Annotated in this window: 16 protein-coding genes and 1 pseudogene; 9 read left to right on the forward strand and 8 right to left on the reverse strand. The window is 64.7% G+C overall.

Features of this window, described 5'->3' with window-relative positions:
- Nucleotides 1-5 precede the first annotated feature (5 nt).
- Nucleotides 6-848, reverse strand: coding sequence for a TPM domain-containing protein (locus VB734_RS09980; protein WP_197164732.1), 843 nt, complete (start codon nucleotides 846-848; stop codon nucleotides 6-8).
- A gap of 48 nt (nucleotides 849-896) precedes the next feature.
- Here VB734_RS09980 and VB734_RS09985 point away from each other — a divergent pair, with 48 nt between their 5' ends.
- Both VB734_RS09985 and VB734_RS09990 read left to right on the forward strand, forming a co-directional pair.
- Nucleotides 897-2093, forward strand: a complete 1197-nt coding sequence (locus VB734_RS09985) for a class I SAM-dependent methyltransferase (RefSeq protein WP_322781538.1) — start codon at nucleotides 897-899, stop codon at nucleotides 2091-2093.
- Between the two features lie 9 nt (nucleotides 2094-2102).
- Nucleotides 2103-3053, forward strand: a complete 951-nt coding sequence (locus VB734_RS09990; protein WP_197164728.1) for an isopenicillin N synthase family dioxygenase — start codon at nucleotides 2103-2105, stop codon at nucleotides 3051-3053.
- Here the strand turns inward: VB734_RS09990 and VB734_RS09995 are convergent.
- Nucleotides 3040-4104, reverse strand: a complete 1065-nt coding sequence (locus VB734_RS09995) for a metallophosphoesterase family protein (protein WP_197164726.1) — start codon at nucleotides 4102-4104, stop codon at nucleotides 3040-3042. The two genes, VB734_RS09990 and VB734_RS09995, sit on opposite strands and share 14 nt — an antisense overlap.
- A gap of 156 nt (nucleotides 4105-4260) precedes the next feature.
- Between VB734_RS09995 and VB734_RS10000 the strand changes: the two genes are divergently transcribed.
- Nucleotides 4261-4476 (forward strand): chlorophyll a/b-binding protein, encoded by a 216-nt coding sequence (locus VB734_RS10000; RefSeq protein ID WP_197164724.1) that lies wholly within the window; start codon nucleotides 4261-4263, stop codon nucleotides 4474-4476.
- Here the strand turns inward: VB734_RS10000 and VB734_RS10005 are convergent, their stop codons facing one another.
- From VB734_RS10005 to VB734_RS10020, 4 genes are all read right to left on the reverse strand, one after another.
- Nucleotides 4477-5067, reverse strand: a complete 591-nt coding sequence (locus tag VB734_RS10005; RefSeq protein WP_322781537.1) for a YbhB/YbcL family Raf kinase inhibitor-like protein — start codon at nucleotides 5065-5067, stop codon at nucleotides 4477-4479. It abuts the gene before it with no gap.
- A gap of 53 nt (nucleotides 5068-5120) precedes the next feature.
- Complete coding sequence (locus VB734_RS10010; RefSeq protein WP_231594778.1) at nucleotides 5121-5642, reverse strand: hypothetical protein; 522 nt, start codon at nucleotides 5640-5642, stop codon at nucleotides 5121-5123.
- Nucleotides 5643-6413: 771 nt separating this feature from the next.
- Complete coding sequence (locus VB734_RS10015) at nucleotides 6414-6794, reverse strand: hypothetical protein (protein ID WP_197164720.1); 381 nt, start codon at nucleotides 6792-6794, stop codon at nucleotides 6414-6416.
- 200 nt (nucleotides 6795-6994) lie between these two features.
- Nucleotides 6995-7519 carry a mechanosensitive ion channel domain-containing protein gene (locus VB734_RS10020; RefSeq protein WP_322781536.1) on the reverse strand — a complete coding sequence of 175 codons (525 nt, stop codon included), beginning with the start codon at nucleotides 7517-7519 and terminating at the stop codon, nucleotides 6995-6997.
- A 403-nt stretch (nucleotides 7520-7922) separates the two neighbouring features.
- Here VB734_RS10020 and VB734_RS10025 point away from each other — a divergent pair.
- Both VB734_RS10025 and VB734_RS10030 read left to right on the forward strand, forming a co-directional pair.
- A pseudogene (locus VB734_RS10025) lies at nucleotides 7923-9161 on the forward strand (IS256 family transposase).
- Between the two features lie 619 nt (nucleotides 9162-9780).
- The gene (locus tag VB734_RS10030; protein WP_197164716.1) at nucleotides 9781-10008 is read left to right on the forward strand and encodes a hypothetical protein; all 228 of its coding nucleotides are present in this window, start codon (nucleotides 9781-9783) and stop codon (nucleotides 10006-10008) included.
- A 269-nt stretch (nucleotides 10009-10277) separates the two neighbouring features.
- On the opposite strand, the gene VB734_RS10035 is transcribed toward VB734_RS10030, so the two are convergent.
- Both VB734_RS10035 and VB734_RS10040 read right to left on the reverse strand, forming a co-directional pair.
- A complete protein-coding gene (locus tag VB734_RS10035) occupies nucleotides 10278-10955 on the reverse strand; it encodes a peroxiredoxin-like family protein (protein WP_197166946.1) in 678 nt (225 codons plus the stop codon).
- Between the two features lie 128 nt (nucleotides 10956-11083).
- Entirely contained in the window at nucleotides 11084-12598 is a 1515-nt protein-coding gene (locus tag VB734_RS10040) for a cryptochrome/photolyase family protein (protein ID WP_197164714.1), read from the reverse strand.
- 529 nt (nucleotides 12599-13127) lie between these two features.
- Between VB734_RS10040 and VB734_RS10045 the strand changes: the two genes are divergently transcribed.
- From VB734_RS10045 to VB734_RS10060, 4 genes are all read left to right on the forward strand, one after another.
- Nucleotides 13128-14345, forward strand: coding sequence for an SHOCT domain-containing protein (locus VB734_RS10045; protein WP_197164712.1), 1218 nt, complete (start codon nucleotides 13128-13130; stop codon nucleotides 14343-14345).
- A 488-nt stretch (nucleotides 14346-14833) separates the two neighbouring features.
- Complete coding sequence (locus VB734_RS10050) at nucleotides 14834-15385, forward strand: DUF1295 domain-containing protein (protein WP_322781535.1); 552 nt, start codon at nucleotides 14834-14836, stop codon at nucleotides 15383-15385.
- Nucleotides 15382-15537 carry a hypothetical protein gene (locus VB734_RS10055; protein WP_322781534.1) on the forward strand — a complete coding sequence of 52 codons (156 nt, stop codon included), beginning with the start codon at nucleotides 15382-15384 and terminating at the stop codon, nucleotides 15535-15537. The genes VB734_RS10050 and VB734_RS10055 overlap by 4 nt, the downstream gene beginning before the upstream one ends.
- 211 nt (nucleotides 15538-15748) lie before the next feature.
- Nucleotides 15749-15978: transposase (locus VB734_RS10060; protein ID WP_416238051.1), on the forward strand; the 230-nt coding region annotated here is incomplete at its 3' end.

Genomic DNA, 15978 nt, shown 5'->3' on the forward strand with positions numbered 1-15978 from the left:
CGGCGTCAGTCGCCGCCGCCTGACGATCCCTCGTTTCCGCCCGGTACACCCATCGTCTTCTGGGCGATCAGGTAGGCCGCTGCCGCTCCGCCCAGGAATCCCAGCGAGTTGCGCAGCACCGGCAGCAGGTCGGAGGTTCGGGTCACCACCGGCCCCAGCCCGAAGACCACGAACAGCATCACCCACAGTGGTGACAGCAGCAGCACCCAGCTCCACGCCACCACATCACCCTGTTTGCGCGGGTAGCCGGCGAAGCCCACGATCAGGCCCCCCAGCAGCGAGGTGCAGAACGTCAGCAGCCATTGCTCCTGGGGCAGGCCCGGCACCACCTGGCAGCCGCCCCGCTCGAGACAGGTTTCCACGGCCGTGAGCGCATCCACGATGGCGCCGTCCTCGCCGTGGTCGCGCACGTAGTACTGATTGCCGTAGCGCGTCTGCAGCTCCACCCAGAAGGTGCGCGGCATCAGGGCGAAGAGGGCGTCGCCCACGTTGAAATTGAGCAGGTTTCCGCCTCGGGGATCGGCCACCAGCAGCAGGCTGCGCTCATCCAGCCCCCAGAATTGCTTCACCGCCAGGCCGGGCGTGCGCTCGTACTGGGTCAGGACCCTCAGTTTCCAGCCGCTGCTGGCCTCGAAGGCCTCGAGATGGTCCTCCAGGCTGGCCCGCTGACCATCGGTGAGCGCCCGGGCCAGATCGATCACGGGGGTGGGGTGATCCGGCAGGAGGGAGGGATTGTCGGCGGCCCGGGCCATCCCGCCCGCCGCCCCCCCCAGAGGCGCCAGGAGGAGCACCAGGGCGGCCAGACAACCGAGGGTGGAGAGGAGGAGAGATCTGGCGCCAGGGGCCATGTGGCTGCTTCAGTGGCCCTTCATTCTCTCTGAGTCGACTCACCCCCCGTGTCCCTGCCTGCCTGGCTGGAAGAGCGCCTGCTCCGGGCCGGTGGCCGCGTGCCCTTCCGCACCTACATGGAGTGGGTGCTCAACGACCCCGAGCACGGCGCCTACGGCGCCGGCCGTCTCAGCATCGGCCCGGGAGGAGATTTCGCCACAGCTCCGTCGCTCGGCCCGGAGTTCGCCGCTTTGCTGGCCCCTCAGATCGCCCGCTGGCTGGTGGATCTCCCCCAGGAGCGCCTGAGCCTGGTGGAGACCGGTCCCGGCGAAGGCAGCCTGGCGGCTCAGCTGGCTGAGGTGCTGGTGAGCGGCTGGCCTCAGCTGGCCGGTCGGCTGGAGCTGGTGCTGGTGGAGCCCAACGCCGGGATGGCGGCCCGGCAGCGCCAGCGCCTCGAGGGCTGCCCGTTGCCCGTGCGCTGGAGCAGCTTTGAGGAGATGGCCGCCGCTCCGCTCAGCGGCGTGGTGCTGGCCCATGAGGTGCTCGATGCCCTGGCGGTGGAGCGGATCGAGCGCAGCGGCGGCCAATGGCGCCGTCAGCAGGTGACGCTGCGGGAGGGAAGAACGTTGCGGCTGGAGCCCGGTGACCCCCTGGAGCCGGAGGATGAGGACCGACTGGAGCCCCTCGGACTGCTGCCCCTCGATCCGAGGCGCCCCGAGGGCTGGTGCAGCGAACTTCACCCCGGGCTCTCCCCATGGATGGCGGCCTGCGCCGCCGCCCTGGCCCGGGGCCGCCTGCTGGTCATCGACTACGCCCTCGAGGCCTGGCGTTACTACGCCCCCCAGCGCAGCAACGGCACCCTGATGGCCTACCGCGCCCAGCGAGCCAGCTCCGATCCTCTGCTGGAGCCCGGCCACTGGGACCTCACCGCCCATCTCTGCATCGAGAGCGTGCTCGAGGCCGCCGAGGCGGCCGGCTGGAGTGTCCTGGGCCAGCGCCGCCAGGGGGAAGCCCTGCTGGCCCTTGGTCTGGCCCAGCGCCTGCACGGCCTGCAGCAGCCCTCGCTGTCGGCCGCTCAGGACTGCGGCGCAGCAGGCGGCGAAGGCCTGGCGGCCCTGCTGGCCCGGCGCGAAGCCCTGCTGCGCCTGGTGGATCCCGCCGCTCTCGGCGATTTCCGCTGGCTGGCCTTCAGCCGCGGGGAGGGCTCGCCGGCGCTGGACTCCGTCGCCGAGCTCTTCCTGCAGGAGCCCGGCGAAGGCGCGTAGTTTGCCCCGATGGATCCCACCATCCTCGATGTCGATCTGCTGGCCTTCGAGCGGGGTGATGACCGCCGCCGGCGGGCGGTGGTCGATGGGGTGAGGCGCAGCCTGGCCACCGGCTTTCTGTACACCAGCAGTGATCTGTCCGGCGATCTGCTCGACACGGCTTACGGGATGCTGGCCCGCTTCTTCGCCCTCGATGGCGCCATCAAGGACCGTTTCACGGCTGCCGGGGCCTCAGGCCAGACGGGCTACACGGGCCTGCTGGTGGAGACCGCCGCCGGCAGCGAGCGGGCTGACTGGAAGGAGATGCTCAACTGGTCGGCGCCGATCCCGGCCTCGCACCCCCTGCGCCGCCGCTACCCGCTGCTTTATCCCGAGCCGGTGCTGCCCGAAGCGGTGGTGCCCGGCATCACTGAGGTGCTGCTGCGCTTCCACGGGGCGCTCGCCGATCTGCAGCGGCGGGTCCTGCGGGTGATCGCGCTGGGCCTGGGTGCGGCCGAGTCCTTCTTTGAGGAGATGGTCAGCGAGGCCCCCACCCTCAGCCGCGCCATCCGCTATCCGCCGATGGCGGCGGCTCCCGGTCCCGGTCACCTCTGGGCCGCCGCCCACGGCGACATCAACCTGATCACCGCCCTGCCCCGAGCGACCGCTGGTGGCCTGGAGGTGGAGGTGGCCGGCGGCTGGGTGCCGGCGCTGCCTCCCGAGGGGCGGGTGATCATCAACAGCGGTCTGATGCTCGAGCGGCTCAGCAATGGCCTGATCCCCGCCGGCCTGCACCGGGTGGTGGCACCTCCCGGGTCCGCTCGGGAGCGGATGAGTGTGGTGCAGTTCTGTCACGCCCGGCCCTCCACCCTGCTGGCGCCTCTGGCCAGTTGCTGCACAGCGGAGAATCCCCAGCGCCAGGCCGGGGTGCTGGCGGCCGACGCTCTCGAAGAGGTGCTCTACCGGATCAACCTCCTGTAACGAGGGGGCGCCGGATCTGGCTGCGTCCGCGACTGTCGCTCAGGCGTGGCGGCAGCCGCTCCGGATTCAGCAGCTGCAGGGTGCGCATGTTGACCGTGCTCTCCCGCCGTCGGCCGCTGGTCCAGTCGTCATCGAGAACGGTCAGGGTCTGGAACGGCGCCGTGCTCTGCCCCAGCAGCTTCCGGGGACCGCTGCCGAGGGCGCCGAGCTGGATCAGGTCGAGCTGGCCGATCCGGCCGGGGTAGTAGGCGTGCTGATGGCCGCTGATGTAGGCCTCCACCTGGTGGCGTTCGAGCAGCTGGCGGAGCTCCTGGCTCCGGGCCAGCACATTGCCGGGCGTGTCGCGCCCTTGCGAGACCCCCAGCAGTGGCAGGTGTCCCACCACCAGCCGCCTCCTGGCCCCGCGGGCCCCCACGCTCGCCAGGCTCCGCTCCGCCCAGCGCAGCTGTTCGGATGGAATCGCGGCGGAGGAGGCGTCGAGCACCAGCAGGAACAGCCCGTTCTGGACCACGGAATAGAAGAAGGGGAAGCCTGAGCCGTCGGCGAAGCTGAGGCCGAGGTCCCCCTGCTGACGGAGCCAGTAGCGGCTGGCCTCCCGCCGCTCCCGCTCAAAGACGTAGCGGCCGTCCACCCAGCTGCTGGACGCGTCGTGGTTGCCCATCGCCGGAACGAAGGGCAGCCCCGCCCGCCTCAGGGGCCTGAGCACCTGGCGATCGAACCCGGCCCACATGGCCTGCAGCTGTTCGGTGCTCAGGCTCGACTTCTGGCCGGCCACCATGTCGCCGGCGCAGACCACCAGATCCGGGCGCAGGGAGGGGATCAGGGCGATCCCCTGGCTCACCTCGGGGATGTAGGTGGTGGATCCGTAGCTGGCATTGAGATCACTGATCAGCACCAGACGCTGGTCACCGCGGGGCGGCAGCCTCAGGTCGGCAGTGCCCGCCGCGGCCGCTGGAGTCCCCTGGGCCAGCCTCCAGCCGCCGGAGGCCGCCACCCCCAGGGCCAGGCCCCCCAGACCGAGAACCTGACGTCGGCTGAGGGTTGGGGCCATGGTCGAATCACTGCCGCTGCGGCTCCATGTTGCCGGCACTGGTCCGCCGGATCCGGCGGGTTGTGCTCCGGACCCCATAGGCTGCGCCGGGCCAGAACCTTCGATGGCATGAACGACCACCTGGGAGCAGGAGCAGGACACGATGAGCCACAAGCCATGAGCAGCAAGGACTTCCACTACGAGCCGGTGGAGAGATTCGGCGAAGGGCTCACCACCAGCCGCCCCTGGAACACCAACGCCCTGGCCGGGGTGGAACTCCTCAACGGCCGGGTGGCGATGCTGGGCTTCAGCGCCGCCATCGTGGGCGAATGGCTCACCGGCAAGGGCATCGTCGGCCAGCTGGGTGCTGTGCTGGCCTGGTATCTCGGCTGATTACCGGCCGTAGAGAGCGGTGAAGGAGGCCTTGCCCAGACTCTGGCTGTTGACCATGAAGCCCACCAGTGCCGCCGAAGGATCGGGCGGCAGCTCGAGAGTCTTCACCTTGAGGGCGTGCAGGGTGAAGGTGTAGCGATGGGGTGCGTTGCCCACCGGCGGGCATGGGCCTCCCCAGCCGGGGCTGCCGTAGTCGGTGCGGATCTGGCGGGCACCCGGTGGAAGACCCATGCCGTCAGCGCGGCCTGCGTTCGCCGGCAGCCCGGAGCTGCCGGCGGGGATGTCCACCACCAGCCAGTGCCACCAACCGCTGCCGCCGGTGGGGGCATCGCTGTCGTGCACCAGCAGGGCGAAGCTCTGGGTCTGGGGCGGGGCCTTACTCCAGCTCAGGGCCGGGGAGATGTTCTCCCCGCTGCAGCCGACGCCGTTGAACACGTGCTTTGCGGCGATGGTGCCGTTGGCCTTGATCTGGGGACTGCTCAGGTTGAAGCCCTCCGAGCGGGCCATGGCCCCCAGGTTGGTGACCACGACGGCCAGCAGGGCGGTGGCGGCTCCTTTGATCCGCAAGGAGCGTCTCGAGGGCGATGTCATCAAGGGGGTGTGCTGTTGGCCTGAGGGGATGAGGCTGATGCTCAGGGACTGGATCAGAGGCAGCCCTGGACGGAGATGCGGTAGCTGAACCCCAGGGCGCCGGGGTCACTGCTGGCTCCCACCTTGAAGTTCATCTGGCTGGCCTGTTTGCCCTCGATGGCCTGGAATGGGCCGAACATGCGGCCGGTGCCGATCGGAGGATTCATCGTTTCATTCACCACCTGAAGTGAGCTGCCATCGCTGAATTTCATGAAGGCCTCCACGGGGTACTTGGCTCCGGCATCTGAGGAGTTGGCGGTGAAGAAGAACTTGAAGCTGGTGAAGGGTTGATCGACGATGAAATCGGTGTTCCAGTTCGACTTGCCGAACAGCTTGCCCCGCCCCACCGACTTGGCCACGATCGGGCTCATGCCGTTGCCGCCGATCGGGTTGAGGAAGGTGCAACGGGGCTCGGCCTGGGCCAGGCCAGCGGCAGGCCAACCCAGCAGCAGGCCGCTGGCGACCGCCAGACCAAGGCCTGCGAGCCGACGGCCTGAAAACAGCTGAGATGACACCACCATTGTCTCTTGGGTCATGGTCAGGAGTCGTGTCTATCAGAGGCGCCATCCTGCCATTGCATGCCGTACCTGCGGTGCAGATCAAGTCTGGGGCTCCAGATCATCAGGCCCATCTGGCAACAGTGCGTGCGCAACCCTCGCCAAAATGGTGGGATTGGGTTGATCCAGGTTGTGGGAGGTTCAAATTTGTAAACCGATCAGACGGCATGGGCCATGCTGAAACGCAGGCCGGCCAGAGGCCTTGCATCGATCTGAAATCTCAATCCGGTTTCAAGAGTTCGTCGCACCACTTCTCCTTTGGGAAGTTCAGAATTCAGAAGATGGTATCAGCCGTCAGTGATATGGTCGCGGTCGGGACTATTGAAACTTCCTTGTGAATGGTGCTGACCCGGTTTCGATGGCTTCAATCCTACAGACACTGAAAAGATCAATCCAGGGGAGCCATGGCCGATACCTGGCACCAACATCCTGCTGATGGTGGCCTGCCCCGCGATGGAACCCGCATCGGCCAACCTCCCGCGCATTCTCCAGGAGAACAGCTCCATGAGCGGTGGTTTCGGCCAATGGCATCTCCCCACCGACAACGTTCAGGGAGCCCCGGCTCCTTTCGCTACAGGCCCCAGGGATGGGGATTGGATCCCTGGCGGGCTTCCTCAGCGGTGCCGCAGGCCAGTACGACCCGATCCCCACCCAGGACAAGTGCGGTGGTTCATGGACTCCTCCATCGGCTACGCCGGCGTGGCTCGACAGTTCGCTGAATCGCCGCACCGGTCGAGGCGGACCAGCTCATCAGCGGGGCGGACCGTTGTAGATCAGCTTCTCGACCTGACGGCCGTCCGGGGAGATCTGGATCTCTGTTTCCAGAGTGGGCGGCAGGTCTCGCTCTTGCCAGGTGGGGGGACCACCCAGGAAGCGGAAGATGAAGCCGTCGCTGTCGTTGCTGACCAGGCAGGGGTTGTCCGGGTCAGCTGTGGCGAACATGCAGCTGGCGGGACGGTAGGCCTCGAGCCCTCCGTTGATCTTCACCGCACGGGTACGGGCCGTGTTGATGGCGCGTACCGCTTCGGCCGGCATGCGGTCCTGGGCCTGGATCGGCAGGGTTGTGCACAACAGGGCCGCGAAACCCCCGAGAACGAGGCGGCGGGAAAGGTTTTTAGCTTGGAGTTGCATGGACATCCACAGCAGATACCTTTGCTTTAGGACCAGATCTCCGGACTGGCAAGGTGGAAGGGCAAGTTGTTCACTTCAAGCCGATTCTTTTTTTGACGGGAGCTGACCAGGCACCAGGTGCTTGCTGAGGGAGTGCTGCGCTGTTCCCGTCATGGAAAAATATCGAACCATCATCAACTGATATTGAGGCATTCTTTATCTCAATCCTCCTTTGTCTTGGACCTGGGTCTCGGTCTCCTTTGCCTGACAACTGCTTTTTGCAAGAACAAGTTGTTTGGAATGGACAGCACAGATCCGTCGCTGCCCTGCAGGACGATAAAGAATAGCCCAATATCGACGATTTCGCCTTCTACGGCAAATTCAACATCAAGAATTTTCACCTTATCGCCAATGCCTGCGGGATGACTGAAGAAGATGATTATCGTTGATGTAATATTTGACAAAATTGACCATTGCGCAAAGAAAGCGATTCCAAGAATTGTCAGCATTGATGACAAAAAGAAGATTAGCTCGGATCGCTCAACCCCCCAGATTGAGAGAAATCCACCAACAATTACAAAGAAGAGTAAAAAGTCCAGAGTCTTTGTGATCACTGTGACTCTGGGCTTTCCGTATGAGTATTTTCGCTGAGCGGCTTTGATCGCTGCAAGTGTGATTCGTCTCGCCACGGCGGAGGCAAGCAAGACGGTAACTGTCTCAAGGATCTGGGTTGTGTATGGTCCCATTTATTTGATTACAATTAATCGAATGATTGTAGGGATATGCTTTTCTATGGCTGCTTCTCTTGGTCACCTGCCCACTTTCAGGGAGGGTGACGGCCTGACCCCGAACAAGCTGCCAACCTTCCGACTCTTCAGGCCTGATCATGGCAGGTTCATCAAGGTGCCTTCAGAGCCTCCCTCAGTCAGATACAGATCAGAGGAAAAGAACAGCCACAGCACACTCAGAAGAAACGCCATACAGAGCCCCTGTCTCGATCAGGGGGGGGCGTCCCGCCAAGTGGTGGAAATTCCGAGGAGTAGCACCGGCGTAGCCGGTGCTGCCTGAACACCGCCTCAGACGTCCGTCGTTGCAGGGGGTGGGCAGGTCCGTGACCCTGGTTTGAGAACCACCTCAACCGGACGAACCATGCCCAGACCGGATTCTGGCGCCTCTCCCCTGGCGCCGCACCTCAATGGCAGCAGCGCCGGGCAGCTGATCCCCGAGCTGGTGCGCCAGGGCCTGCAGCAGCTGATCGAGCTCGAGGTCGCGGCCGTGCTCGGCGCGGAGCGCCATGAGCGCACCGACGAGCGGCTCGGCCACCGCAACGGCAGCCGACCCCGCACCCTCACCACCCAGGTGGGCGACATCCCGCTCGCCATCCCCAAACTCCGTGCGGGGAGCTTCTTCCCGACCATCCTCGAGCCCCGCCGGCGGATCGATCAGGCGCTCTATGCGTTGATCATGGAGGCCTGGGTCAAGGGCATCTCCACCCGCAAGGTGGACCCCCTGGTGGCCGCCATCGGCTCCCAGGCCGGCATCTCCCGCTCGGAGGTGAGCCGAATCTGCCAGGGGCTCGACGGCCAGATCCAGGCGTTCCTGGAGCGGCCGCTCGACGGCAGCCGCTATCCGTACCTCTATCTGGATGCCACCTACCTCCACGGCCGGCTGGGCAAGACCCTGCAGGTTTGCTCCCGCGCCGTCGTCGTGGCCATGGGGGTCAATGCCGACGGCCGCCGCGAGCTGCTGGGTCTGCAGGTGGGCGACAGCGAGAGCGAGCCCTTCTGACGGCAATTCCTGGGCGGTCTGAGGCAGCGGGGCCTCACTGGTGTTCGGCTTGTCGTCTCCGACGCTCACGTCGGGCTCACCAAGGCGGTGGGCCGGATGTTCCAGGGCTGCAGCTGGCAGCGCTGCAGCGTGCACTTTGCCCGCAACCTTCTGCAGGCGGTGCCCAGGGCGCAGCAGGAGATGGTGGCCGCCGCACTGCGGTCGGTGTTCACCCAGCAGAGCCGCACTGGCGTGGAGTAGCAGTGGGATCAGGTGGCCGGCGTGCTCTCGCTCAAGTTCCCCAGGGCCGCTGAACTGATGGCCTCGGCCCGGGAGGACGTGCTGGCGTTCCGCCACTTCCCAGCCAGCCACTGGCGCAAGCTGTGGAGCACCAACCTGCTGGAGCGCGTCAACGAGGAGATCAAGAGGCGCACCAAGGTGGTCGGCATCTTCCCGAACGACGCCGCCATCACCCGCCTGGTGGGGGCGGTGCTGCTGGAACAGGACGAGCACTGGCAGCTGGAGGGCCGCCGCATGTTCTCGCTCGATTCGATGGCCGCCATCCCTCCTGCCGCCGATGAGCTTCCGGCAGCGGAGCCGCAGCTCGCCACTACGTCCTGAGGCTCCAGCTCAGGCCCCGGCCAGTCGCCTGGCTCGCCTCCACAGGGCGGGCCGGCAGCGGCTGGCGTCCGGGGCCGGCGCTCCAACGATCGCCACGATGAGCAACCTACTGAACGGATGACTTGACACGTCATTCACGACCGTTCAGTGTGTATAAACGAGACGATTCATCGCCTCGGGAATGACCGCCCGTCATTCCACTCTGTTCACTCTCAAATCAGGGTAATCGGGCCTCGGCTTTTCCACCACTCAAAGGGACGCGACCCGATCAGGAGATTCTGCTGAGCAACTGTTTCGCGAGTGCAGCTGGGCTCCGGTTGAGGCATGACCTCACTCGCCCTCCCGGATCACTGCGATCCAGCGGTCGCCCTTGAACAAACCCTTCCCCCATCTCTCCTCCAGATCCGCCAGGGGTTGAGCGGCTACAGCCTGCTCGGCGCTCAATCCTTGCTGTTTCCGAGTCGACAGACGCTTGCGGGCGCTGGCCAGAATGGTGCGATAGCTCCCCAACTCAACCTTTCCCCCCCCCACGACTCCATGCCCGGGGATGATGCGGGTCTCTGGCCCCGCGAGGGCAAGAACACGGTCCACTCCAGCGATCGCCCCAGAGGCTGCCGCCATGGAAGGCGTCGATGAATGGGTACATGCCGTTCCAGCACCCATCACCTCTGTGAATCACGTTGGCCGTGTTGAAGTGCACGATGGTATTGCCGTCCGTGTGAGCAGCAGGCAGGTGCAACAGGTCGATGGTCCCGTCATCGAGATGCAGCCGCAGTGTGTTCTCGAAGGTGAGCACCGGCAGGGCCAACCTGGCGAACTTGGCATCCACCAGCAAAGGGCCTTCTGAGCCGGTGAGCACCCCGACATTTCCGCCCTCTCCAATGATCATCGCCACGGAACCCCGCCCAGGAGCGGCCGAGACCGTCCCTGGCTCAGCGCTTTGAGCAGCCAGCTGTGGATGACTGACCAGGCCGAGCACCAGAGCCACGAACAACGAACAGGCCAAGTGCAATCCGGACACGGGGACGATGCATGAATGAATCAAGATTGATGAAGTGCCTTATCCAGGACCTTCATGTGTTGTCTGACGTGACCATCCACCGATCAGCAGAACCGTCAGCTCAGAAAGGAATCCAGGAAGCTGAGCGGCCTTGCCATGGTCGCTGAGAAGCCGAGAATGCCACGGTCCCGGTGGCTGTACAGCAGCGTGTCGTCGGCTTCCAGCAGGAAGGTGCCGCCCCGCTGGGTGAGGAAGTCGTCGCGCGGCACGTAGGTGCGCCAGTGACCCAGCACTTCGGTCATGTTGCGCAGTCGCACCGTGGCCAGCTCGAAGGGCCGCTGGAACCCGGTCCCGCCCGCTCTGGCGAAGAATGCCCCCTTGATCGGCGGCAGGGGGCCCGCCTGGATGGTCTCCTCGTCGGCGATCCGCTGGGGAGCGCTGCGATCGCCCGAGTAGCCACGCAACACCTCGGCCAGGGTTCCGGGGGACCCGATGCCGGCGCACATCAGCAGCAGGGTCGGCCATGGCCCGCCGATCTGCCGGAGGCCCTCGTAGAGCCCCAGAGCCCGGTGCAGCTGGGGTTCGTCGTCCACCTGGAGGCATTCAAGTGGAAACCCCGTGAAGGCGCAGAAGCGCTGGCGGCCCGCCTCGTTGCCGATGCCGATCGCCAGCACGGCGATGCCGGCAGTCGCCAGCTGCGGCAGGACCGGGGCCAGGGCCTGGGCGTATTCGAGGCTGTCGAAATCCCCCAGCTGGCTCAGCAGCAGCACGAGTCGGCGCTGGCCGCGCTCCATGCCGGACACTCCCGCCAGCCGCTCCAGCAGGGCAGCGGGTGCAGGCGGTTGTGCCTTGCCGCCGGCTGGATCGGTGGCCGATGGATCGGTGTTCATTGGATCGGAGCTGGGCACAGGCAGCGCGACGCTCAAGGCCGATCCATCGTGGCGCTCTCCAGGAACGCCTCCGCCGCGACGAACAGGCCATTTCGCCGGAGGGGATCCATGCGATCCAGAAGGCGCACATTCATCGAGAGGCGGGGGTTGGCCTGGAAGAAGGCCCGGTGATGATCGATGAAGCGCCAGTAGAGACCGTCCCAGATGTCACACCACGGGCCGCGCTTGAAATCTCCCATCTTGAGGATGTAGTTGGAGCCGCAGATGTAGGGCTTGGTGGCGAAGATGCCGCCATCGCTCATCAGGCCCATTCCGTAGACGTTCGGGCCCATCACCCACTCATAGGAATCCAGATAACGCTCCATGAACCACCTGTGCACCTCCGTCGGCTGGATCTCGCAGAGCAGCATCAGGTTGCTGATCACCATCAGCCGCTCGATGTGATGGTTGTAGCCCGTGCGATTCAGCCGCCGGATCGCCGCATCCAGTGGCGGCAGGCCGGTGCTGCCGTCGGTCCAGCAGGGCGCCAGCCGGCGTCGATGGTTCCAGAAGTTGCTGCCGGCCTGGGTGTCGCCATGCACGAGATCGATGCCGCGCACGAACTCCCGCCAGCCGATCACCTGTCTCAGGAAGCCCTCCAGCGAGGCGATCGGCGCCGGTTGGTCGCACTCCTGCCGCTGCTTCACATGGGCGAGGGTGGCTGCGATCACCATGGCCGGAGAGAGCAGGCCGATGTTGAGCAGGGGAGAGAGCAGGGAATGGTGCAGGGTGCCCAGACGCGCGCTCAGGGCGTCCTCGTAGGGGCCGAATCCGTCGAGGCGGTCCTGCAGGAACCGTTGCAGCCAGGCGTCGGCGCCGTCGTGATCGACGGGAATCCAGAGCTCCCCCGGCACCCCGGGATGGCTGCTGAAGTGGGTGGCGATCAGCTGTCGCACCACCGGTTCATGGGGACTGGTCGCCACAGCCGGCAGCGGTGGTTCCTGGTAGCCCTTCGGCAGCCGGCGGCGGTTCTCGACATCGAAGCTCCAGCGGCCGCCGCTGGGGCTCCCGTCGTCTTCGAGCAGCAGCCCCAGGCGCCGTCGCTGCCGCTCGTAGAACGTCTTCATGAAGGGCCGGCGACGTCCTTCGAACCAGGCCCGACTCTCGGCGGCCGATTCGAGGAACGCGGGTGAGGGCAGCACGGTCAGCCGTACCCCGTGCTCGCGGCAGAACTGCTGCAGCCTCTGCCCGAAGCTGCGGTCGGCGATCTCCGCCACCTGCAGCTCCCGGTCTGCACCCAGCTCTGCCGCCAGCCGCTCCCAGAACGACACACCCGACGAAGCCGGCAGCTCGAAATAGTGCACCGCCAGCCCCCGCTCGTTCAGCGCGTCGCGGAAGCTGCGCATCGCCACGAAGGTGTGGAGCAGGCGCAGCTGGTGGTACCGGTAGGTGGAGGCCACAGCGAGGTCTTCGATCATCAGCACCCGGCTCCCGGGAATGAGCTGCAGCGGCGAGGGGGTGAACCACTCGCGGTGCAGCTGATCGCCCAGGATCAGGGTCAGGACCATCGCTGGCGTTGCGTCTGCTGGAGGTCATAGCGGCACGCTTGACGATTCAGGTCGAAGTGGCACGGCAGTCCTCCAGGGCTGCCCGCACTGGAGCCCATCACCACGTGGAGGGACCGGCCCGGACTCAGCGCAGTGCTCAGGACCATGCCATTCCCCGAGGAGCAGGCCCTGCCCAGCTGATTGAGCCGCAACCGGGGGGTGAGGTCCTGTGCCTGCTGCGCCGGCATCGGCACGAAGCAGGATGAGGACGCCAACCCAATGGTAGTTTGACGGTTCAGGAAAGGATTGATTCTTCGTCTCGGCAGAGCCGATCGATTCGGTGCGGGAGCAGCGTCAGCCGCCATCTCCCGAACAGGCAACCGAACCCAAACCCCGTCACGTCTGCATCGACCCGGCCGGTTCGCCTCCTGCCCATTGATCAGGCGGATCGGTCTTTCGGCAATGACGTGGCCCCATTGCAGGGCAGGGTCGGGGTGAAATCAGCGTTTCCGGAATTCCTTCAGACACGGCCCAGAGACCCGCCCACGCCATGGAACAGATCACCGATGCAGGCCGGAAGGTCGCCAGCGACCTGGCTCGTCAGTACGGCTTCAGCCAGGACGCCGTCACCCACATGATGCTGGCGATGCTGCGTGGCAAAGGCGCCATGGCCCAGTTCGACCATCCTGAATTCGCCGGCTCCGGCCAGTGGATGCGGGGGGGCATGCTGATGATCGGCGACATGTTCAACCACTCCCTCAAGGCGAGGGTGGATGGGCTCTGCCAGGCGATCGCAGCTCAGCTTGGCGGCCACCAGCCCCAACCGGCCAGCGCAGGAAGCTTCCAGGCCCAGAGCAGCGGCGGCTGGGCCGCCCAGTCGTCGCTGCCGGCGATGGCGCCCATGGCTGCAGCAGGAGGCGGGTCGCCCCTGTTCGTGCCGGATCCCCGGGATACATGGTGGCCCGCCGAGCTGGGCGTCCCCGCGGCGCTGGGCAGTCAGAACGACATGAGCTACGCCTTCTTCCCGTCCGCTGGCCGGTTGGCCATTCAGTCGAACGGCCAGGTGTCGGTGTACGACACGGGCCATCATCAGATCGCCGGTCTGTCCCAGCAGCAGGGCTCAGGCGGCACCGTGGTTTTCGCCACCCCGGGCGGCACGGTGAGCCTCTCCAGCCTCACCTCGATGGGCGGCGGCAGCCAGCAGCAATCGGGCCATGGCGGCAGCCAGCAACAGAGCAGCTCCGGCGGCGGGCACCAACAGTCATCGGCCTCCTTCGCCATGGCCCCGATGGCGATGCAGCCGATGCAGCCAATGGCCATGCAGCCGATGCAGCCGATGGCCGGATTCGAGAACTGGTGGCCTGCGGAGCTGGGCAGCCCCAGCGCCACCGGCGCCCAGAACAATCTGCGTTACGCCTGGTTCGCCGAATCGGGCTGCCTGGCCGTGGAGCACGACGGCACCCTCAGCCTGCTGGATGCCCGCGACCATCCGATCAACGGGATCGCCCAGGCCAGCAGCAGCGCCGAGGTGATGTTCTCCACGCCGGATGGCTCCGTCAGTCTTTCGAGCCTGCCACCTTTTTCCCCGAAAGGTCCTTCCGTTGCATCTCCAGCTGCCCCGGCCCCGGCGCCAGCGGTAGTCCAAACCCCCACCTCCAGCGGGGATGTGATCAGCGCCCTGGAACGTCTGGGTGAGCTCATGGCCAAGGGGGTGCTGAGCGAGGCGGAATTCACCGAGAAGAAAAAGGAGCTGCTGAGTCGGTTGTAAGGAACCCGCGGCGGCCGGGTCCCAGGCAGGAGAACCGCAGCCCGATGGAATCGGCAGTCGAGACCGGCGCCGTGGTTGGTGGTGGAGCAAGCGAAGAGGCAGCTTCTGTCAGTTCTCCATCAAGGAGATATGGCCATGGGGATACCTTTACGGAGCGATCGATGTCCCGGAGCTGTGTGCTCACTCAGTCGACTCCTGTCCAGGGTCCTTTCCTGAACATGATGAGTTCTGGAGTTGTCGCGGAATGGCAGTTGGTGCTCGTTCAGATCAGGTTTCGCCACATGTCATTCGTTTCCGGCGACTGCACCGAATCGAAGGAATTGTTGATGTCTCTGGTTTGGATGTAGAGTTTCCTTGAAACGTCGAACGGAAGGCTCGTCATTTCTTGGGGTTCAATGTAGGTTATTGCGGGCTATCTTCCAGCAATGCCCGGGGCTCAGGTAGCCCCTGTTGCTAGACTGTGATTGGGAATTCTGAGAGACGTAGCCATGAAGATCAAGCGCTTTATCAATCTGCACAAGGGCGCTACGTTTTTGTTTGTCCTGGGCTTGATGATCGCCTATCAAAATTTTACTTTTGGGCCTTGGATCTATCTTTCTCTGCACGGTACTTATGGAATACTGTGGCTACTGAAAGACAGAATTTACCCTGACAAACAATGGGAGCAGGAGGTCTCATGGTCGACAGGTGTGCTCGGCTTTGGAGTGATAAGCTTATATTGGGTTGCTCCATTCATCCTCATCAGCAGTCGCCTTGAGCCAGCTTTGCCGTTGATCGCGGCGGCAGTGGCGATATGCATCGTAGGAATTTTCCTGCATTACAGCAGTGATGCTCAAAAACATTATACACTTAAATACAAGTCTGGCCTGATTACGGAAGGCTTCTTCGCGCGCTGCCGGAATACAAATTATCTAGGGGAAATTCTGATTTATTTAGCATTTGCGATGATAGCGTCGAGTTGGATTCCCTTCGTCATTCTGGGGGGGGTTCACTGCCGGCATCTTCATCCCAAATATGCTCAAAAAAGACAAGTCGCTTGAGCGCTACCCTGATTTTGAATCCTACAAAGCTCGCTCAGGACTATTGCTCCCTAAGCTTTTTATTGCCAATTCCTGAGGTGCTCAAGGCGTTGTGCCAATCGTTCGTGGTGCGCTTTGATCCCCTGATCCTGGATCAGCACGGTCACCGCTGAGCTGTGCGTGGCTACTCAGAGCGGCGTCCCAGCAAGTGGTGTAACTCAGGAGGATCAGCCCCGGCGTAGCCGGGGCTGACGGCTCACCTCCCTCAGATTTCAGCTGTGGCAATGGGTGGGCCGGTCTGTGACCCTGTTCGGAGAACTACCACCAAACCGAACACAGACCATGACCCTCACCCATAGTGGCGCCTCCGAGCTGAGCCAGCTCATGGAGGGCACCACCGCTGGCGCCCTGATCCCAGAGATCGTGCGCCGGGGTTTCCAGGACCTGCTGGAAGCCGAGGTTTCTGCCCTCACGGGCGCTCAACTCCATGAGCGCTGCCCCGATCAGCGCTCCACCCATCGCAACGGCTACCGGGAGCGGCTGCTCACCACCCAGGTGGGCGACCTCAGCCTGGCCATTCCCAGGTTGCGGCAGGGCAGCTTCTTTCCCAGCTG

The organism is Synechococcus sp. BA-124 BA4, assembly GCF_034931165.1.